This is a genomic window from Xanthomonas sp. 1678, assembly GCF_031455575.1.
Classification (GTDB): domain Bacteria; phylum Pseudomonadota; class Gammaproteobacteria; order Xanthomonadales; family Xanthomonadaceae; genus Xanthomonas_A.
The window spans coordinates 16,037-33,912 of the sequence record NZ_JAVDSZ010000009.1 but is presented as its reverse complement, the minus strand read 5'-3'; the positions used below and the strand labels follow the sequence as shown (position 1 = coordinate 33,912).

At 66.7% G+C, this 17,876-nt stretch carries 19 protein-coding genes; 7 read left to right on the top strand and 12 right to left on the bottom strand.

Translation table 11 applies throughout. The features are described 5' to 3' along the window. Positions 1 to 66 precede the first annotated feature (66 nt). The 4 genes from J2Y70_RS15945 to J2Y70_RS15930 all read left to right on the top strand — a co-directional run bounded on the left by J2Y70_RS15945 (position 67) and on the right by J2Y70_RS15930 (position 1,864). Positions 67 to 336, top strand: coding sequence for a hypothetical protein (locus J2Y70_RS15945; protein ID WP_263396461.1), 270 nt, complete (start codon positions 67 to 69; stop codon positions 334 to 336). Positions 337 to 349: 13 nt separating this feature from the next. Further along, positions 350 to 1,102, top strand: coding sequence for a pyridoxine 5'-phosphate synthase (locus J2Y70_RS15940; RefSeq protein ID WP_309919594.1), 753 nt, complete (start codon positions 350 to 352; stop codon positions 1,100 to 1,102). A gap of 24 nt (positions 1,103 to 1,126) precedes the next feature. After that, on the top strand, positions 1,127 to 1,390 hold the full coding sequence (locus tag J2Y70_RS15935; protein ID WP_309919591.1) for a hypothetical protein: 264 nt from the start codon (positions 1,127 to 1,129) through the stop codon (positions 1,388 to 1,390). Between the two features lie 141 nt (positions 1,391 to 1,531). After that, the gene (locus J2Y70_RS15930) at positions 1,532 to 1,864 is read left to right on the top strand and encodes a hypothetical protein (protein WP_309919589.1); all 333 of its coding nucleotides are present in this window, start codon (positions 1,532 to 1,534) and stop codon (positions 1,862 to 1,864) included. 172 nt (positions 1,865 to 2,036) lie between these two features. Here the strand turns inward: J2Y70_RS15930 and J2Y70_RS15925 are convergent, their stop codons facing one another. The 12 genes from J2Y70_RS15925 to dnaA form a co-directional block, all read right to left on the bottom strand. Next, the gene (locus tag J2Y70_RS15925) at positions 2,037 to 2,447 is read right to left on the bottom strand and encodes a biopolymer transporter ExbD (protein WP_309919586.1); all 411 of its coding nucleotides are present in this window, start codon (positions 2,445 to 2,447) and stop codon (positions 2,037 to 2,039) included. A gap of 246 nt (positions 2,448 to 2,693) precedes the next feature. Further along, a complete protein-coding gene (locus J2Y70_RS15920; RefSeq protein ID WP_263396456.1) occupies positions 2,694 to 3,107 on the bottom strand; it encodes a biopolymer transporter ExbD in 414 nt (137 codons plus the stop codon). 3 nt (positions 3,108 to 3,110) lie between these two features. Continuing rightward, positions 3,111 to 3,536, bottom strand: coding sequence for a biopolymer transporter ExbD (locus J2Y70_RS15915; protein WP_309919582.1), 426 nt, complete (start codon positions 3,534 to 3,536; stop codon positions 3,111 to 3,113). Positions 3,537 to 3,578: 42 nt separating this feature from the next. Next, a complete protein-coding gene (gene exbB, locus J2Y70_RS15910; protein ID WP_263396454.1) occupies positions 3,579 to 4,343 on the bottom strand; it encodes a TonB-system energizer ExbB in 765 nt (254 codons plus the stop codon). A 93-nt stretch (positions 4,344 to 4,436) separates the two neighbouring features. Then, a complete protein-coding gene (locus J2Y70_RS15905; RefSeq protein WP_263396453.1) occupies positions 4,437 to 5,111 on the bottom strand; it encodes an energy transducer TonB in 675 nt (224 codons plus the stop codon). A 150-nt stretch (positions 5,112 to 5,261) separates the two neighbouring features. Continuing rightward, positions 5,262 to 6,455 carry a lipopolysaccharide assembly protein LapB gene (locus tag J2Y70_RS15900; protein WP_263396452.1) on the bottom strand — a complete coding sequence of 398 codons (1,194 nt, stop codon included), beginning with the start codon at positions 6,453 to 6,455 and terminating at the stop codon, positions 5,262 to 5,264. Positions 6,456 to 6,612: 157 nt separating this feature from the next. Continuing rightward, the gene (locus tag J2Y70_RS15895; protein ID WP_263396451.1) at positions 6,613 to 7,419 is read right to left on the bottom strand and encodes a M48 family metallopeptidase; all 807 of its coding nucleotides are present in this window, start codon (positions 7,417 to 7,419) and stop codon (positions 6,613 to 6,615) included. 67 nt (positions 7,420 to 7,486) lie between these two features. Then, a complete protein-coding gene (locus J2Y70_RS15890; protein ID WP_309919575.1) occupies positions 7,487 to 8,338 on the bottom strand; it encodes a type II CAAX endopeptidase family protein in 852 nt (283 codons plus the stop codon). Positions 8,339 to 8,419: 81 nt separating this feature from the next. Next, complete coding sequence (gyrB, locus tag J2Y70_RS15885; RefSeq protein ID WP_263396449.1) at positions 8,420 to 10,867, bottom strand: DNA topoisomerase (ATP-hydrolyzing) subunit B; 2,448 nt, start codon at positions 10,865 to 10,867, stop codon at positions 8,420 to 8,422. Between the two features lie 113 nt (positions 10,868 to 10,980). Then, complete coding sequence (gene recF / locus J2Y70_RS15880) at positions 10,981 to 12,081, bottom strand: DNA replication/repair protein RecF (protein ID WP_309919569.1); 1,101 nt, start codon at positions 12,079 to 12,081, stop codon at positions 10,981 to 10,983. Positions 12,082 to 12,441: 360 nt separating this feature from the next. Beyond that, the gene (gene dnaN, locus J2Y70_RS15875; protein ID WP_179570245.1) at positions 12,442 to 13,542 is read right to left on the bottom strand and encodes a DNA polymerase III subunit beta; all 1,101 of its coding nucleotides are present in this window, start codon (positions 13,540 to 13,542) and stop codon (positions 12,442 to 12,444) included. A gap of 292 nt (positions 13,543 to 13,834) precedes the next feature. Then, entirely contained in the window at positions 13,835 to 15,175 is a 1,341-nt protein-coding gene (dnaA, locus tag J2Y70_RS15870; RefSeq protein ID WP_263396447.1) for a chromosomal replication initiator protein DnaA, read from the bottom strand. Positions 15,176 to 15,432: 257 nt separating this feature from the next. On the opposite strand from dnaA, the gene rpmH reads away from it, so the two are divergent. The 3 genes from rpmH to yidC are packed head-to-tail and all read left to right on the top strand — an operon-like array spanning position 15,433 to position 17,816. Then, a complete protein-coding gene (gene rpmH / locus J2Y70_RS15865; protein WP_003469983.1) occupies positions 15,433 to 15,573 on the top strand; it encodes a 50S ribosomal protein L34 in 141 nt (46 codons plus the stop codon). 38 nt (positions 15,574 to 15,611) lie between these two features. Continuing rightward, positions 15,612 to 16,049 carry a ribonuclease P protein component gene (gene rnpA, locus J2Y70_RS15860; RefSeq protein ID WP_263398575.1) on the top strand — a complete coding sequence of 146 codons (438 nt, stop codon included), beginning with the start codon at positions 15,612 to 15,614 and terminating at the stop codon, positions 16,047 to 16,049. 18 nt (positions 16,050 to 16,067) lie between these two features. Beyond that, positions 16,068 to 17,816 carry a membrane protein insertase YidC gene (gene yidC / locus J2Y70_RS15855; RefSeq protein WP_309919561.1) on the top strand — a complete coding sequence of 583 codons (1,749 nt, stop codon included), beginning with the start codon at positions 16,068 to 16,070 and terminating at the stop codon, positions 17,814 to 17,816. Positions 17,817 to 17,876: the final 60 nt, after the last annotated feature.

Genomic DNA, 17,876 nt, shown 5'->3' with positions numbered 1-17,876 from the left:
GGAGGTTCACCGTGGAACCGGCCGCCCGGGCAGCGCTACACTGCGCCCATCCTTGGGGAGATCGTCATGTACTGGCTCTTTCTGCTGCTCGCGCTCGGTGCCTTCGTCCTGGCGTTCTCCACGCCGCATATGTCGCTGCTGGTGCTGGCGTTGCTGGCCGCGCTGGGGTTCCTGCTGGCCTGGGCGCGCGGCTGGTACGTGGCCAAGATCGGCGACGCCAGCCAGCGCGACACGATGCCGATGATCGACCCGGCCGAGCTGCGCCGGCTGCGCGAGCAGGCCGAGGCGCGCCGTGCCGCGGCCGCCGCCGCCAGCGACGACGCGCTCTCGTCGTAAGCCCCGGGCGCCGATGACCCAGCTCAGCGTCAACGTCAACAAGATCGCGGTCCTGCGCAATTCGCGCGGCGGCGGACTGCCGAGCGTGCTGGAGGCCGCGCGCGCCTGCCTGGACGCCGGCGCGCACGGCATCACCGTGCATCCGCGCCCGGACCGACGCCACATTCATGCCGAGGACGTGCTGGCGTTGGCCGAGCTGACCCGCGCGCGCGGCGTGGAATTCAATATCGAGGGCAATCCGTTCGCACCGCCGCGGCCGGGTTATCCGGGGCTGATCCCGCTGTGCGCGCAGGTGCGCCCGGCGCAGGCCACGCTGGTGCCGGACGGCGATGGCCAGCTGACCTCCGACCATGGTTTCGACTTCGGCCGCGACAGCGCACGGCTGCGTCCGCTGATCGCCGAACTGAAGGCGCTGGGCTGCCGGGTCAGCCTGTTCGTCGATGCCGACAATCCCGACCTGGCGGTCGCCGCCGACCTCGGCGCCGATCGCGTCGAGCTGTATACCGGGCCGTACGCGGACGCGTTCGAGCGTGGCGATGCGGCGGCGCCGGCCGCCTTCGCCGCCGCTGCGCGCCGCGCCCAGGCCGCCGGACTCGGCGTCAATGCCGGCCACGACCTGGCCCAGGCCAACCTCGGCGCGTTCCTGGCCGCGGTACCGCAGGTGCTGGAAGTCTCGATCGGCCATGCGCTGATCGGCGAGGCGCTGTATTCCGGGCTCGACGCCACGGTGAAGGCCTACCTGGCGATCCTGTCTTCGGTTCGATAGCGCGCCAGACTGCGGAGAGCATCGATGCCCCAGCCCGACAAGCGCTTCAAGGACCTGGCGTTCTCGCGACGGCTCGAACTCGTTCTGTTGGGCTTCGGCGTGCTGTTTCCGATGTTCTTCATCACCACGGTCAAGCCGGTGTTCCTGCCGATCGCCGTGCAGCTCGGCTGTCTCACGGCACTGTTGCTGCTGCGCCGCGGCTGGCTCGGCGGCAGCTGGGTTCCCGCCGTGGTCTCCGCGATCGGCTTCCTGGCCGCGTCCATCGCCGCCTATGCGTCCTTGGGTTGACGCTCGGTTCGAGCCGATGCCGTGTCGCGGATCTGCCGCATTCGCGGTGCCGGCCGCATGAGGACAGTCGGTCTCCTGCTGGTCGTTGCCTTGGGCTTGCCCGGCTGCTCCCCGGATACGGTGACAACGCGATACTCCACGTTGGCCGATGCCCGCGCCGACCGCCTGTTCGAGCGAGGGTGGCTTCCCGATGTTCTCCCCACGTCGACGGTTCGCATCCGCACGTCGAACAATCTCGACCTCAACACTTCCGTGGGAGAGTTCGACTTCGTCCCGGCGCAGGCACCGATGCTCTTTCGCGCCTTGGTGCCCGGAACCAGGACGGACGCCCCATTCGAGGATTGGGCAGAAACCGTCCGGGACTATTCGGACCGGGAATTTTCTGCCTGGACCCACGAGAGCAGCGGCACCACTTGGGTCTTCTTCTGCCATGGCGCGAAGGGTCATTGCGACTACTTCGCGTGGCTTGGCTAGCGACGGCTGACATCTCACTCCACGCGGCGTGGACCGGACGCAGCACGAAGCATGGCGTGGGTAGCCCGCCGATGCCTGCAGGGCCACCCGGGTCCCTCGGAAGCCGCTGCTTTGGAACGACGCCACCGTTGCCGGTGGCGTTTGCGTGCTGACCTGGATCCTGCCGTGGAATCTACCGCTGCAGAAAACCGATCTTTTCCACCTGTGCGTTCTTGGCCGCGGCCAGCACCTTGGCCATCACCTGGTATTCGGCATCCGGGTTGGCATCGATGCGCAGCTCCGGCGTATTGCCGGCGGCCTGCGCCATCGCCTCTTGCAGCCGCGGCTGCAGTTCGGCCAGGGGCAAGGGACTGGCGTTCCAGAACAGCTGGCCGCTGGCGTCCAGGCGCAACTCGATCGGCGGCGGCGGCGCGAGTGGCCGCTGCGGCGTGTCGGTACGCTGCGGCAGGTTGACGGCGATCGGCCGCGTCACCAACGGTACGGTCACCATGAAGATGATCAACAGCACCAACATCACATCGACCAGCGGCGTGACGTTGATCTCCGCCAGCGGTCCCCGGTTCCCTGCGGTACTGAAAGCCATGGCCTGCCTCCTGTCCTGTGGTTGTGGTGTCGCGTCCCCAGCCTACACCCGGGACAGGGGCCGTGCGAGGGGCCGGATCGCGACAGGCATTCCCGGTACAACCCGTCGCGCCTGGGCTTTCTCACACGACAACGCTGGCGGCGCGCTGCCAATGCTGGTGGTTCCACGCCGGCGCCGAAGCAAAAAAAACGCCACCGTTTCCGGTGGCGTTGCAGTCGCGTCATGACTGAGGTGTTGCGGTAGAGCTTATTGCTGCACGAAGCCGATCTTTTTCATGTCCGAATTCTTGGCGGCGGCCAGCACCTTGGCCATCACTTCGTATTCGGAATCCGGATTGGCATCGATGCGCAGTTCCGGCTGGTTGGTCGGATCGCGCTGTACTTCGTTTTCCATCATCTGCGCAAGCGCCGTCACAGCCACCGGGCTGTTGTTCCAGAAGATCTGGTTCGACGCATCGATACGCAGATCGATCGGCGGCGGCGGCTCCTTCAACTGCGGTGGCGGGTTGATCACCCGCTGCGGCAGGTCCACGTCGATCGGGTAGGTCATGATCGGCGCGGTCACGATGAAGATGATCAGCAGCACCAGCATCACGTCGACCAGCGGCGTGACGTTGATGTCGGCCATGGGACCACGGCCGCCTCCTGAGCTGAATGCCATGGCTCAGTTCCCCTTCTCTTTGGTCGCAACAAAACCGACGTCCAACATGCCCTGACCCTGCGCGATCTTGGTGATCTCGTTGATCGTGCGCATCTTGGTCGTGCGGTCGCCACGCAGATTGAGCGGCGGCTGCGGGGTCTGCTGGGCCGCGGTCGAAAAGCGCGATTCCAGGGCTTCCTTGGAGATCGGCTGGTCGTTCCAGTACAGCGACCCGTCTTCCTTGACCGCCAGCGTGATCGGATTCGGGCGCTTTTCCGCTTCGTCCTGATCCTGCTTGAGGTTGGCTTCGGGCAGTTCCACCTTGACCTTGTGGGACATCAGCGGTGCCGTGATGATGAAGATGATCAGCAGCACCAGCATCACGTCCACGAGGGGCGTGACGTTGATGTCGGCCATGGGGCCGCCGCTGTTACCACTACTGAAAGCCATAACGGGCTCCGTTAATCGTTGCGTGGACTACTTGACCGCGGATCAGCGAACGCGCGAACCAGTGGCGAAGAAGTCATGCAGGTCGTGGGCGAACGTATCGAACTTGGCGATCGTCGAGCTGTTGACCTTGCTGAAGAAGTTGAACGCGAACACGGCCGGGATCGCGACGAACAGACCGATCGCGGTCATGATCAGCGCTTCACCCACCGGGCCGGCGACGGCGTCGATCGAGGCGGAGCCGGTGGCACCGATCTTGATCAGCGCGCCGTAGATGCCCCACACCGTACCGAGCAGACCGACGAACGGCGCGGTCGCACCGACGGTGGCCAGCAGGGTCATGCCCGACTGCAGCTTGGTGCTTTCGCGGGTCACGGCCTGACGCAGGGCGCGGTCGACGAACTCCGAACGGCTCAGGGTCTCGCCCAGGCCGGTGCCGGTGCCGGCTTCGGCACGCTGGTGGTGCGCAGCGGCCTGTGCGGCGTCGAGCGCGATCTTCGAGAAGGGCTCGCTGGACGGCTGCTCTTCCATCGCACGGATGGCGTCCTGCGCGTTCGGCGTGTCCCAGAACAGGCTGGTGACGCGGTCGGCCTGGCTCTTCAGGCGGGTGGCGCGGAAGATGTTGATGACGGTCCAGTACCACGAAGCCGCCGACATGATGATAAGGGTGATGAGCACCACCCAGGAGACGGCGAAGTCACCCGGCTTGGAGGTCATCTCGGTGATCAGGTGCTCGAAGCCCATCTGCGACAGGGCGTTCGATGCGTTGTTGCCCCCCGCAGCAGCGGCGATGAAAATTTCCTGCAGCATGACGCTTACCTTTGTTGTGTGTGGTGATGAGGGTGGTGCAAAGAGTAGACAGGGCCTGCAGACCGGCGGGTGCGCCGGGCTGCTGCCTTTGTATCAGTTCAGCGCGAAGTTGACCGGTACGCGGACGCGGCCGGCGGTCTTCTGTCCATTGGCGGTAGCGGCATTGAACCGCCACTTGCGCGCTGCTTCCATGGCGGCGCGGTCCAGGTCGCGGTTGCGGCTGGATTTTTCGACGGCCACGTTGGTGACGTTACCGTTTGCGTCGACGTCGATGATCAGGATCACCTCGCCTTCTGCGCCCGACCGGAATGCGGACGGCGGGTACTTCGGCGGGTTCATGTTCTTCGACGAGATATCGACGCTGGCGCCGATGTCGGTGGCTGCAGCCGGCGGCGACGGCGGCGACGGCGGCGTGGCGATGTCGCTCGGGCGCGGCTCCGGCACGTCGATCACCGGTGCTTCCGGCGGCGGCGGCAGCGGGGTCGGCTTCGGCGGCGCCAGGTTCTTGACCGGCGGCGGCGGCGTCTCCGGCGGCTTCGGCGGCGGCGGCGGCGGGGGTGGCGGCGGCGGCGGTGCGTCGACCAGGGTGACGACGATGTTGCGTTCCTTCTCCGCTGCCGCCTTCGGCGCAACGGCTGGAATCAGCAGCAACATCAGCGCTGCCAGATGCAGCGCGATTACGAAGGCAATACCGATGATGCGCGGCCAGCTGAGGCCGGAAGCTTCATCTCTGTCGTAATGCCGATTGATGACCAATTGTTCCGTCATGCGCCAATGACTCGTTTAGGGGGGCCGGGATTCGCGAAGAATCTGAATCCCAGTTCACGCGGTGTCACACCGCAGGAACCTCCAAGCTTATACCAATCCCTGTGACCTGCACTACTTTAAGCACTGGCTTTCGGGGGCTTTTTTTGCGTTTTACTTCAGGTTGATGATCTTCTTGGCGTCTTCCGGCTTCTTGACGCCCTTGGCCAATGCCTGTTGCGCGGCCTGCTTGGCTTCCGGAACGCGGCCTTCCTGGTGCAGCACCTTGGCCAGGTTCAGATAGGTCTCGCCGTCCTTGGACAGCGGCGCGGCCTTCTGCCAGTTCTCGATCGCCTGCGGCACCTGGTCGCTGTAGTAGTAGGACTGCGCCAGCGCCAGATAGGTCTGGTAGTCGGGCTTGAGGATGCCCTTCTGCATGCCTTCGTTGATGACCGCGATGACGTCCTTTTCCTTCTTGTCGGTGTTGGCGTAGATCGAGTACAGCTGCTTGTACTCCTTCTCGTCGGTCAACTGGCCGGCGGCGCGCAGCTTGTCCATCACCGCGGCGGCCTTGTCCATCTGGTCGGCCTGCATGTACATGTTGGCCAGGTTGAGCTGGGCCTTCTTGTCGTTCGGCGTCTTGGCCGCCAGCGCTTCGGCGGCCTTGACCGCTTCGCCGGTCTGGCCGGCTTCGGCGTAGGAAGCCATCAGCAGCTGGTTCCAGCTGTCCTTGGGCTCCGGCGAGGCGGCGATGGCCTGCTGCAGCACCGGAATCGCTTCCTGGTAGCGCTCGGTCTGGTACAGCGCCTGGCCCTTGAGGATCAGGTCTTCCGGACGGGTCGACTTGGATTCGGCCAGGAACTTGTCCAGCGAGGCCAGGCCTGCGGCGGTCTCGTCGTCCTGCAACTGCAGCTGCGCCAGCATCAGCATCGACTGGAAGTGGCCGTTGTTGTCCAGGCCGTTGAACTGGATCGCCTGCTGCAGGTACTGCTTGGCGGCCTTGCTGTCGTCCAGGTTGTAGGCGGCCTGCGCGGCCAGCTGCGCGGCGATCGACTTGTCGTACTCGTTGGCCGCGCTATTGGCCAGGACCTCGTCGGCCTGGGTGCGCACGCCGGCGTAATCCTCACCCTTGTTGTAGGTGTCGATCAGCTTCTGCAGCTTGCTGCCGAGCTTGGCCGACGGCTTGCCGGTCGGCTCCTGGCGGGTGGCGTTGGGGAACATCACCGCGGCCTTTTCGTTCTTGGACTTGCGCGAGGAGCGCTGCTCGGAACGATCGGACTGGGCGACGGCGTCGGTCACCACCGCGCCGCCGAGGGCAGCAGTGATCACCAGGGACAACAGCGCTTGCTTGCGAATACTGAATTTCATGGATCACCTCGGTGGAACCGCCCGGAGCGGCACGGAAGACGGAGCGGCCATCCAGGGCCGAGCCAGCAAAACTAACAGAAACCTGTACGCCGTGAAAACGTTTTTGGGATGCATTGCCATGCCGACGGCACGCGCCCGCGCCGTGACCGCGCGGCGATCATCCGCACTTCGGCGCCCGCCCGGCGCTGCGCGCCTGCGCATACACCGGCTCGAGCGCGGCGACATCGCGCTGCAGTTCGCCGATGCGGGCGCTGGGATCGGGGTGGGTGGACAGCCATTGCGGCGGGCGCTGGCCGCCGGCGGACATCATGTTCTTCCACAGGTCGACCGCCTGCGCCGGATCGAATCCGGCCTGCGCCATCAGCCGCTGGCCGACTACGTCCGCTTCGCTTTCCTGAGCGCGCGAGCCGGGCAGCAGGAACGCGGCCTGCGCGGTCATGCCGCCGACCTGACCGACGGTGTCGCCGACGGCGTTGCCGTAGCGGGCGCCGGCCAGAGCGCCGAGCAAGCTGACGCCGGTCTGGGTGCCGATCTGGCGGGTGATGCGTTCTTCGTGGTGGCGTGCGATCACATGGCCGATCTCGTGGCCGAGCACCGCCGCCAACTGGTCCTGGTTTTTGGCCACGGAGAAGATGCCGCTGTTGACGCCGACCTTGCCGCCGGGCAGCGCGAACGCGTTGGGTTCCTTGTCGGCGAATACGGCGGTTTCCCACGCGGTGCCGCGCCACTGCGCCGGCAACTGCGCGACCAGCGCGCCGACCACGCAGCGCACATAGGCGTTGCGCTTGGGATCCTGGTCGATCGGCTCCTTGGCCTTGGCCTCGGCAAAGGCCTGCACGCCGAGCTGATCGAGCTCCTGCTGCGACACGCCGCCCACGACCTGGGTACGGCCAGTCGGCGATGTCGTCGTCGCGCAGGCTGCCAGCAGCATCGCGATCGATGCCCCCAGTACAACGTTTCTCATATAGGTCCCCCTATGACACACGTCGCAGTGTGATGGGAGGCGTCTTAACTTTTCGTCAAACGCAGCGTCAAGCTGCGCCGAACCAGTACAACCCGGCGACGGCGACGGCATTGTTCAGGCCATGCGCGGCGATCGGCGCCCACAGCGTGCCGGTGCGTTTGTACAGCCAGGCGAAGGCCGCGCCCATGCTGCCGTAGATCAACCACAGCTGCACGGTCTCGGCCACGCCATTGCCGGTGGTGCCGGGCAATTCGTGCACCAGCGCGAACGCGGCGCCGCTGAGCGCCATGCCCAGCCGCGGCCAGCCGGCATCCCACAGGCGCCCGAACAGCACGCGGCGGAACAGCAGTTCCTCGTAGGCCGGCGCGATCAGCACCGCGAACAGGAACAGGAACAGCGGCATCTGCGTCATCGCTTCGCGCATCAGCGGCAGGTTGGTCGGCACCGGCTTGATCCCCAGCTGCGCGCCGAGGTTGGACAGCACGCTGCTGCCCACGAATACCGCCACCGCCACCAGCAGCACCCAGCCCCAGGTCGCGGGCACGCGCGCGGCCCGCCACGAGGCGCGACGCTCGGCCGCGTTGGCCGGGCGGCGCAGGAAGTACAGCAGCAGTGCCGCGGACAGAGTGCTGACCAGGGCGATCAGCAGCTGCGCCAGCGCGCCGGGCTGGCCGAGATGGGTGGCGACGACCGAGGCGATGCGATCGCTGGGAATGCCCTGCGCGCGCAGCTCCATGGTGACCTGGAAGCCACGCACCACGCCCCAGACCAGGCCGCACAGCACGCTGACGGCCAGCAGCACGACCGCGGCGAGCAGCACGTCGAGGACGAAGCCGAGCACCGGCTTGCGCCAGCCGGACGACGGCGCGGGACGGGGCAGCGAGGGCGGGGCGGTGGGGTGCGACGGCAGCGAGGTCATCGCGATCCTGGGCGAGTCAGGCTAAGGGAGCGGGAAGGACGCCGTCCCCCGGCAGGCGCCGGGGAACGGGCGATGCCGCGGTCAGATGTCGAGGTTGGCGACCTTCAGCGCGTTTTCCTCGATGAAATCGCGGCGCGGCTCGACCACGTCGCCCATCAGGGTGCTGAAGATCTGGTCGGCGGCCACCGCGTCCTCGATGCGCACCTGCAGCAGGCGGCGCGTATCCGGGTTCACCGTGGTTTCCCACAGCTGCTCGGCGTTCATTTCGCCCAGGCCCTTGAAGCGTTGGATCTGCCGGCCCTTCTTGGCCTCGTCGAACAACCAGGCATGCGCCTGGGCGAAGCTGTTGATGCTCTGGGTCTTATTGCCGCGCACGATCTGCGCGCCCTCGCGGACCAGGCCGTTCAACGCCAGCGCGACCTCGCGCAGCGGGCGCAGTTCGCCGCTCTCGAACACCGCCATCGGCAGCACCTGGGTCAGTTCTTCGCCCATGTGGCGGCGCACCGCGATCAGGGTCGCCGGACGCTGTTCGGTGCCCGGCTCGAAGCGCAGTTCGTAACGGGCGGTGCCCAGGGTGCCGCGGTTGAGCACGGCCTGCAGCGCGTCCAGGCTCGGATGCTGCTCGCCCTCGGCTTCCAGCTGCGCCACGTCCAGCGGCGGCAGGTCGATCAGCGCGGTCAGCAGTGCCGGATCGTAGCGGTGCGCGTTGCGCGCCACTGCGTCGTTGGCGCTGGCGAACAGCAACAGCAGCTTCTCCAGCGCGGTGCCGGTGATCGGCGGCTCGTCGCTGGCCGGGATCAGCGCCGCACCCTCGACCGCGCTGTTGGCCAGGTAGGCGTTGAGCGCGTTGTCGTCCTTCAGGTACAACTCCTGCTTGCCCTGCTTGAGCCGGTACAGCGGCGGCAGGCCGATGTAGATGTAGCCGCGCTCGATCAGCTCCGGCATCTGCCGGTAGAAGAACGTCAGCAGCAGGGTGCGGATGTGCGCGCCGTCGACGTCGGCGTCGGTCATGATGATGATGCGGTGGTAGCGCAGCTTGTCCGGGTTGTATTCGTCGCGGCCGATGCCGGTGCCCAGCGCGGTGATCAGCGTGCCGACCTGGTCGGAGGCCAGCATGCGGTCGAAGCGCGCGCGTTCCACGTTGAGGATCTTGCCGCGCAGCGGCAGCACCGCCTGGTTCTTGCGGTTGCGGCCCTGCTTGGCCGAGCCGCCAGCCGAGTCGCCCTCGACGATGAACAGCTCGGACAGCGCCGGATCCTTCTCCTGGCAGTCGGCCAGCTTGCCGGGCAGGCCGGCGATGTCCAGCGCGCCCTTGCGGCGGGTCAGGTCGCGCGCCTTGCGCGCGGCCTCGCGGGCGCGCGCGGCATCGACGATCTTGCCGGCGATGGCCTTGGCCTCGTTGGGGTTTTCCTGCAGGAATTCCTGCAAACGGGCGCCGAACGTGTTCTCAACGGCGGGCTTCACCTCGGAACTGACCAATTTCTCCTTGGTCTGCGAGGAGAAGCTCGGATCCGGCACCTTGACCGACAGCACCGCGATCATGCCTTCGCGCATGTCGTCGCCGGACAGGGTGATCTTGGCCTGCTTGGCGATGCCGTTCTGTTCGATGTAGTTGGACAGGGTGCGGGTCAGCGCTGCGCGGAAGCCGGCCAGGTGGGTGCCGCCGTCCTTCTGCGGGATGTTGTTGGTGAAGCAGAACATCGTTTCCTGGTAGGCGTCGGTCCACTGCAGGGCCACGTCCACGACGATGCCGTTCTGCTCGCCGGTCACCGAGATCACGTTCGGGTGCAGCGGGGTCTTCAGCTGCGCCAGGTGCTCGACGAAACTGCGGATGCCGCCTTCGTACTCGAACACGTCCTGGCGGCCTTCGCCGCGCTCGTCCTGCAGGGTGATCTTGACCCCGGAGTTGAGGAAGGACAGCTCGCGCAGGCGCCGCGCCAGGATGTCGTAATGGAATTCGACGTCGCTGAAGATCTCCACCGCCGGCTTGAAGCGCAGGGTGGTGCCGCGCTTGTCGGACGCTTCCAGCTGCTTGAGCGGGTACTGCGGCTCGCCCAGCTTGTATTCCTGCTGGTAGTGGTGGCCATCGCGCCACACGTCCAGCCACAGGTGCTCGGACAGGGCGTTGACCACCGACACGCCGACGCCGTGCAGGCCGCCGGACACCTTGTAGCTGTTGTCGTCGAACTTGCCGCCGGCATGCAGCACGGTGAGGATCACCTCGGCCGCGGACACGCCTTCTTCCTTGTGGATGTCGACCGGGATACCGCGACCGTTGTCGGACACCTGCACCGAGCCGTCCACCATGATCTTGACCAGCACGTTGTCGGCATGGCCGGCCAACGCTTCGTCGATGGAGTTGTCGACGACCTCGAACACCATGTGGTGCAGGCCGGTACCGTCGTGCACGTCGCCGATGTACATGCCGGGACGCTTGCGGACCGCTTCCAGCCCACGCAGCACGGTGATCTTGCTGGAGTCGTAGGTGGTGTTGGCGGGCGAGGTTGGCGGATTCTGTTCTTCGGTCATGCGCTTGCCGTAGGCTCCACGAGTCGGACGACGGCGGGCAGGAACCCGGTCGCGCCGATGGATAGGGGATTGCGGCGAATTATAGCAGCCCCGGCCCTCCCGCCTCGCGCAGGCTAGGAACGGGCCAGGGCTTGGCCATGTTCCACGTGGAACCGCGCGATCGGCAGCGCCATGTCGGCCAGCGCCTGCGGAGTTTCGGTGGCGGTCACGAATACCTGTGCCGGCCCGGCCTGCAGCCGCTGCAACACGCGCCGCTGGTGATGCTGGTCCAGTTCCGAGGCCAGGTCGTCCAGGGCGATCACCGGCCATTCGCCGCGCTGCTCGGCATAGTCCTCGGCCTGGGCCAGCAGGCAGGCCAGGGCGGTGAGCTTGGCTTGGCCGCGCGATAACGCATCGCGGCCAGGGATGGTCGCGAACTCAAGGCTCCAGTCCGCGCGATGCGGGCCGACCGAGGTGTAGCCGTACTGGCGATCGCGTTCGCGGTTGAGCAGCAGCGCGTCGGCCAGCGGCACTTCGTGGCGGCGCCAGCCAGGGGCGAAGTGCAGGTGCTGGATCCCCAATGCCGGCGCCAGTTCCGGCCCGAGCACCAGCAGCCGCTGCAACAACCGTTCCAGGTACTGCTCGCGGCGCGAGGTGAGCGGTTCGCCGGCTTCGGCCAGTTCGTGGTCCCAGGCATCCAGGGCTGCGCCGCCACCGCCACTCTTCAGCAGGGCGTTGCGCTGCTTCAACGCCCGCGCGTAGCGGCGCCACAGGGCAAGGAAATCAGGTTCCACGTGGAACAAGCCCCAGTCGATGAAGCGCCGGCGGGGTTCGCCGCCGCCGCTGACCAGCACATGGCTGCCCGGCTCGAAGGTGACCACCGCCAGGGCCGCGCATAGCGTGCCGAGGTAGGCCACGTCTTCTCCGTCCAGCCGGCCACGCCAATCCTGGCCGCTATGACGCAATCCAGCGCGGCGGCGGCGCGGTTGCTGCGGCTCGGTGCCTCGTTCCTGCCATTCGACGAAGACGTCCAGGGCATCCTGGCCCTGGCTGACCAGGCCGTCGCGGACCCGCCCGCGGAAGCTGCGGCCGTAGGCCATCAGGTGCATGGCTTCGAGGATCGTGGTCTTGCCGGCGCCATTGTCGCCGGTGATCAGGTTCAGCCCAGGCGCAGGCGCCAGTTCGAGCGCGGCGAAGCGGCGCAGGTGATGAAGGTCGAGGCGGGAGACGTGCATGCGGGGAATCGTGGGCGAGAGCGCTCGCACCGGGCGCACGCGGGTCGGTTCATGGGGGCAGGCGGCAGCATACCCAAAAGCGGTCGCGACCGTCCTGTCGCGAGTGTGGTTTGGCAGGCAGGGATTGTTCGGTGCGGCTGGCGGCTCAGGCGTGTGGCTGCTCCTGCGAGACGATTTACGGAGCCCGGACGCTCCGAGAGGCATCAGACGGCGGCGATAAAGCTCCGTCGCGACTGAAGTCGCTCCCACAAGGAGCCGTCATGGCTCAACAGCGCTACCGAACCGGGGCAAAAGAAAACCCGGCACGAGGCCGGGTTTCTCAGCTGTGTTCCACGTGGAACACGTTCTTCTGGGTTGCCGTCAGAGACGCAGCGGCATCACCACATGGCGCGAGCGGGCGCTGCTCGCCTCGCGCACCAGAGCCGACGAGTTGGCGTCGCGCAGCTGGATCACGATGAACTCCTCGCGCAACGCCGACAGGGCGTCGAGCAGGTAGTTCACGTTGAAGCCGATCGCCAGGTCGCTGACCTTGGTGTCGGCCTCGATCTCTTCCTGCGCCTCTTCCTGCTCGGGGTTGTGCGCGCTGATCTTCAGCTGGCCCGGCGAGACTTCCACGCGCACGCCGCGGTACTTCTCGTTGGACAGGATCGCCGCACGCTGCAGCGCGGCGCGCAGCGCCTCGCGATCCAGCTTGACCTCGCGGTCGGCGCCGATCGGGATCACTGCTTCGTAATCGGGGAAACGGCCGTCGATCAGCTTGGAGGTGAAGGTGACATCGTCGCGCTTGACCCGCACGTGGCTGCGCCCGACTTCCAGCTCGACTTCGCGATCGCCGCCTTCCAGCAGACGCTGCAGCTCGGTCACGCCCTTGCGCGGCACGATGATCTGGCGCTTGGCACCGCCGGCGTTCTCCAGCTCGGTCTCGCACAGCGCCAAACGATGGCCATCGGTGGCCACGCAGCGCAGGGTCTGGTCGCGCAGGTCGAACAGCAGACCGTTGAGGTAGTAACGCACGTCCTGCTGGGCCATCGCGAAGGCGGTGCGCTCGATCAGTTCCTTCAGCGCCGCTTCCGGCACCAGAACCCGCTCGGTGGCCTCGACTTCATCCACCGACGGGAAATCGTTGGCCGGCAGCGTCGCCAGGGTGAAGCGGCTACGCCCGGCCTGCACGGTGATCTTGTCGCCGGTCTGCGAGACGGTGATCTTGCTGCCGTCCGGCAAGGCCCGAATGATCTCGAACAGCTTGCGTGCGGGAATCGTGGTTTCGCCGTCCTGTGCGTCGTCGACCGCGATACGCGACACCATTTCCACTTCCAGGTCGGTACCGGTCAGCGACAGTTGCCCGTCGTGCACCTGCACCAGGAAGTTGGCCAGAACCGGCAAGGTCTGGCGGCGTTCGACCACATTGACGACTTGCGCCAATGGCTTGAGGAAGGCTTCGCGCTGCAGTGTGAAACGCATGTGGTTCCGTGCCCCTATGCTTTAAAAAGATATGGAATAAATCAAAAGCTTGGTGGTGATGGTAGAGCGAATTTCGGTGCAAAGGTAGCTTAACTATCTGTACCTAAAGGGTTTTTCGGCCCTTCAATCCCCGGTATTACTGCCCCTGGAGGGGTGGGGAAACCTGTGGATAGTTTTGCTGCCGTCGCCGCGCTGCACTTTATCCACAGTTTCTCCCGGATTTGTCGCGAAGTCATGCACCGATTTATCAAGCGCCGCCGGCGTGTGGTGCCGGCGGCGCCCGCACGCCGTGCTACTCGCTCAACTTGCGGATCAACTTGTCCCAGTCCTCGCGCAACTTGCCGTCGGTTTCCATCAGGTGCTTGATCTGCCGGCAGGCGTGCAGCACGGTGGTGTGGTCGCGGCCGGCGAACGCATCGCCGATCTCCGGCAGGCTGTGTTCAGTCAGTTCCTTGGTCAGCGCCATCGCCACCTGCCGCGGCCGCGCCAGCGAGCGCGTGCGGCGCTTGGACAGCAGGTCCTTGATCTGCAGGCCGTAGTAGTCGGCCACGGTCTTCTGGATGTTGGGGATGCCGATCGCCTGCTGCTGCGCGCGCAGCAGGTCGCGCAGCGTCTCCTGGGCGAACTCGGTGGTGATCGCGCGGCCGGTGAAGTTGGCGCGGGCGGCCAGCGTGTTGAGCGCGCCTTCCAGGTCGCGCACGTTGGAGCGCATCTTCTTGGCGATCAGGAACGCCACGTCGTCGGGGATCTCGGCGCCGCGCTCGCGCGCCTTGGCCAGCACGATCGCCGCGCGGGTCTCGAAGTCGGGCGGGTCGATCGCCACCGACAGGCCCCAGGCCAGGCGCGACTTCAGCCGCGGCTCCAGGCCTTCCACTTCGCGCGGATAGCGGTCGCAGGTCAGGATGATCTGCTGGCGGCCGTCGAACAGTGCGTTGAAGGTGTGGAAGAACTCTTCCTGGGTGCGGTCCTTGCCGGCGAAGAACTGGATGTCGTCGATCAGCAGCGCGTCCACTTGCTGGAACTGGCGCTTGAACTGGTCCATGGTCTTGTCCTGCAGCGCGCGGATCATTGCGCTGAAGAACTGTTCCGAACGCAAGTACATGACCCGCGCGTTAGGGTTCTGCTCGCGCATCGCGTTGCCGGCGGCGAACATCAGGTGGGTCTTGCCCAGGCCGGTGCTGCCGTACAGCAGCAGCGGGTTGTGCGCACGGTCGCCGGGCTTCTGCGCCGCCTGCGTGGCGGCGGCCAGGCCGAGCTGGTTGCTGCGGCCCTCGACGAAGTTGGCGAAGGTGTAGTGCGAGTCGAGGTTGCCGGCGAACGGCTCCAGCAACGGCGCCGGCGGCGTGCGCGCGGCGGCTGCGTCGTTGGCGGGCGGGGCCACCGGCTCGGGCGCACGCGGGCGCGAGCCAACCTGCAACGCCACCTCGCCGCTGCCGGCGAAGTAGGTCATCAGCTCGCGGATCCGCGCCAGGTAGCGCTCGCGCACCTGTTCGACGATGAAGGCGTTCGGGGCGTACAGGACCATGCTGTTGTCATGGCGCTGTTCGGCTTGCAGCGGTTTCAACCAGGTGTGAACGTCCTCGGCTGGAAATTCAGCTTCCAGACGTTCCAGGCAACGGGGCCAAGCATCCATCAGATGTAATTCATTGAGAGACCAGGCGTGAGGCGCGAACGATCGCGGCGCACTCGGCCGGTGAAAGAGGAAAGCGGATGGGCCAGACTACCATCGGCACGCAGGGTCGGGAATGGTTTTCCCGCATCTATTCACAGATCCATCCACAGGCTGCGCGCGGCGGCCACAGCGATGCCCGATAGACAACAGTTGACCGCGGCCTGGTTGGTTCTATAGAATTTCCGGTTCTTTCCGCCTCATTCAGACAGAGCGCCCCGATGGCCACCAAGCGCACATTCCAGCCCAGCAACCTCAAGCGCAAGCGCGACCACGGCTTCCGTGCCCGTATGGCCACCGCCGACGGCCGCAAGATCCTGGCTCGCCGCCGCGCCAAGGGCCGCAAGCGCCTTAGCGCTTGATTGCTTCGCCGCCCCAGGCGGCGCCTGCAATCCGGACCGTGAATCATCCCGACCCGCGTAGGCGATTTCCTCGCTCTGCGCGGGTTCGCACGTCTGCGGAATACCGCGTCGTGTTCGATGCCGCACGCCGCTGCTCCGACCCGCTGATGAGCCTGCACTGGCGCAGCGCAGAACATCCTGCGCGGCTGGGCCTGGCCGTGTCGCGCAAGGTCGACAAGCGCGCCGTGGTGCGCAATCGCATAAAGCGTGTGTTGCGCGAGGCCACCCGGCAGCTGCTGCCGTGGCTGGCGCCGGGCGACTACGTGGTGGTGGCGCGCAGCGCCGCCGCCCAGGCCAGCGGCGAACAACTGCGCCAGGCCTACCTGCGCCTGCTGCGTCGCGCTGGCGCATTGCCGGCCCCGGCTGCGGACGGCACAATGCCGCCGCCTCTCCCGCCTTCTTCCCCCACTTCCCAGTCAGAACCCGTTTCTGGCTAAGCCGAGCTTGCCTGTCCGATGAACCAGACCCGCCTTTTCCTGATCTTTGCCTGGCTGATGGTCGCGGGCCTGTTGTGGATGGAGTGGAACAAGGAGCACGCCGCGCCTGCGGCGAATGCGACCGCCATCGCCGCCGGAACCACGCTGCCGCCCGCGCAGGACGCCGATGCCGGCAACGCCGGCGCCCCCGCTGTCCCGCGCGCCACCGTGCCTGGCGCCGCCGCCGTGCCGGGTGCGACCTCCGAAACCACCGCGACCCCGGCCGCCGCCGGCGCCGCGCCGCGGGTGACCATCACCACCGACGTGCTGCACCTGACCCTGGACGGGCGCAGCGTGTTCGATGCGGACCTGCTGCTGTTCCCGCAGACCAAGCAGCCCGGCAGCCCGCCGGTGGCGCTGCTGACCGAAGATCCGCAACACCCGTACACCGCCATCAGCGGCTGGGTCGGCGAAAACAACTCGCCGTCGCCGGGTCCCGGCGGCTTCCGGCCGGAACAGCCGGGCAAGGACTACGTGCTGGCCAAGGGCCAGGACGCGCTGCAGGTGCCGTTCGTGTGGAACGGCCCGGACGGCGTCAGCATCCGCCGCGTCTACACCGTGCAGCGCGGCCACTACGCGGTGCAGATCAAGGACGAGATCGTCAACCAGGGCAGCAAGCCCTGGCAGGGCTATGTGTTCCGCAAGCTGAGCCGGGTGCCGACCATCGTCAGCCGCGGCATGACCAACCCGGATTCCTTCAGCTTCAACGGCGCCACCTGGTTCAGCGCGCAGGACGGCTACCAGCGCCGCCCGTTCAGCGACTTCATGGAAGACGGCCCGGTCAACCAGACCATCAAGGGCGGCTGGATCGCGCTGCTGCAGCACCACTTCTTCACCGGCTGGATCCCGCAGGCCGACCAGGACGCCGTGTACGTGCTGTCCAACGACGGCCCGCGCCACGTGATCGAAGCGCGCGGCCCGGCCTTCAGCGTCGCCCCCGGCGCGCGCGCCAGCAGCGAGGCGCGGCTGTGGGTCGGCCCGAAGCTGGTCAACCAGATCGCCAAGGAAAACGTGAAGGGGCTCGACCGCGTGGTCGACTACAGCCGCTTCTCGGTGATGGCGATCCTGGGCCAGGGCCTGTTCTGGGTGCTCAGCCATCTGCACACCCTGCTCGGCAACTGGGGCTGGTCGATCGTCGGCCTGGTGATCCTGCTCAAGCTGGTGCTGTATCCGCTGTCGGCCGCGCAGTACAAGAGCATGGCCAAGATGCGCAAGTTCCAGCCGCGCATCCAGCAGCTCAAGGAACGCTACGGCGACGACAAGCAGAAGTTCCAGACGGCGATGATGGAGCTGTACAAGAAGGAGAAGATCAACCCGATGGGCGGCTGCCTGCCGGTACTGGTGCAGATGCCGATCTTCTTCGCGTTGTACTGGGTGCTGGTGGAGTCGGTGGAACTGCGCCAGGCGCCGTGGTTCGCCTGGATCCAGGACCTGACCGCGCGCGATCCGTACTTCATCCTGCCGGTGATCAACGTGGCGGTGATGTGGCTGACGCAGAAGCTGACGCCGTCGCCGGGCATGGACCCGATGCAGGCGCGGATGATGCAGTTCATGCCGCTGGTGTTCGGCGTGATGATGGCCTTCGTGCCGTCGGGTCTGGTGCTGTACTGGGTCACCAACGGTTCGCTGGGCCTGTTGCAGCAGTGGTGGATGACCAAGCGCCACGGCGAGCCGGCCACCGCGCCCGCCGGGGGCGGCGCCAAGCCGCCGGCCAAGGCCAAGAAGTAACCCCGACAACGCCCGCCGCAAGGCGGGCGTTGCGTATGCGGCGGCGCTGCGCCGTCGCGC

What these genes read in the sequence shown, in the direction of transcription:
- recF (WP_309919569.1), bottom strand. Translation starts at nt 12,081, where the DNA reads ATGCACGTCTCCCGCCTCGACCTTCATCACCTGCGCCGCTTCGCCGCG.
- J2Y70_RS15945 (WP_263396461.1), top strand. Translation starts at nt 67, where the DNA reads ATGTACTGGCTCTTTCTGCTGCTCGCGCTCGGTGCCTTCGTCCTGGCG.
- J2Y70_RS15890 (WP_309919575.1), bottom strand. Translation starts at nt 8,338, where the DNA reads ATGACCTCGCTGCCGTCGCACCCCACCGCCCCGCCCTCGCTGCCCCGT.
- J2Y70_RS15935 (WP_309919591.1), top strand. Translation starts at nt 1,127, where the DNA reads ATGCCCCAGCCCGACAAGCGCTTCAAGGACCTGGCGTTCTCGCGACGG.
- yidC (WP_309919561.1), top strand. Translation starts at nt 16,068, where the DNA reads ATGAACCAGACCCGCCTTTTCCTGATCTTTGCCTGGCTGATGGTCGCG.
- J2Y70_RS15920 (WP_263396456.1), bottom strand. Translation starts at nt 3,107, where the DNA reads ATGGCATTCAGCTCAGGAGGCGGCCGTGGTCCCATGGCCGACATCAAC.
- J2Y70_RS15940 (WP_309919594.1), top strand. Translation starts at nt 350, where the DNA reads ATGACCCAGCTCAGCGTCAACGTCAACAAGATCGCGGTCCTGCGCAAT.
- rpmH (WP_003469983.1), top strand. Translation starts at nt 15,433, where the DNA reads ATGGCCACCAAGCGCACATTCCAGCCCAGCAACCTCAAGCGCAAGCGC.
- J2Y70_RS15915 (WP_309919582.1), bottom strand. Translation starts at nt 3,536, where the DNA reads ATGGCTTTCAGTAGTGGTAACAGCGGCGGCCCCATGGCCGACATCAAC.
- dnaA (WP_263396447.1), bottom strand. Translation starts at nt 15,175, where the DNA reads ATGGATGCTTGGCCCCGTTGCCTGGAACGTCTGGAAGCTGAATTTCCA.
- J2Y70_RS15925 (WP_309919586.1), bottom strand. Translation starts at nt 2,447, where the DNA reads ATGGCTTTCAGTACCGCAGGGAACCGGGGACCGCTGGCGGAGATCAAC.
- J2Y70_RS15895 (WP_263396451.1), bottom strand. Translation starts at nt 7,419, where the DNA reads ATGAGAAACGTTGTACTGGGGGCATCGATCGCGATGCTGCTGGCAGCC.
- gyrB (WP_263396449.1), bottom strand. Translation starts at nt 10,867, where the DNA reads ATGACCGAAGAACAGAATCCGCCAACCTCGCCCGCCAACACCACCTAC.
- J2Y70_RS15905 (WP_263396453.1), bottom strand. Translation starts at nt 5,111, where the DNA reads ATGACGGAACAATTGGTCATCAATCGGCATTACGACAGAGATGAAGCT.
- dnaN (WP_179570245.1), bottom strand. Translation starts at nt 13,542, where the DNA reads ATGCGTTTCACACTGCAGCGCGAAGCCTTCCTCAAGCCATTGGCGCAA.
- J2Y70_RS15900 (WP_263396452.1), bottom strand. Translation starts at nt 6,455, where the DNA reads ATGAAATTCAGTATTCGCAAGCAAGCGCTGTTGTCCCTGGTGATCACT.
- exbB (WP_263396454.1), bottom strand. Translation starts at nt 4,343, where the DNA reads ATGCTGCAGGAAATTTTCATCGCCGCTGCTGCGGGGGGCAACAACGCA.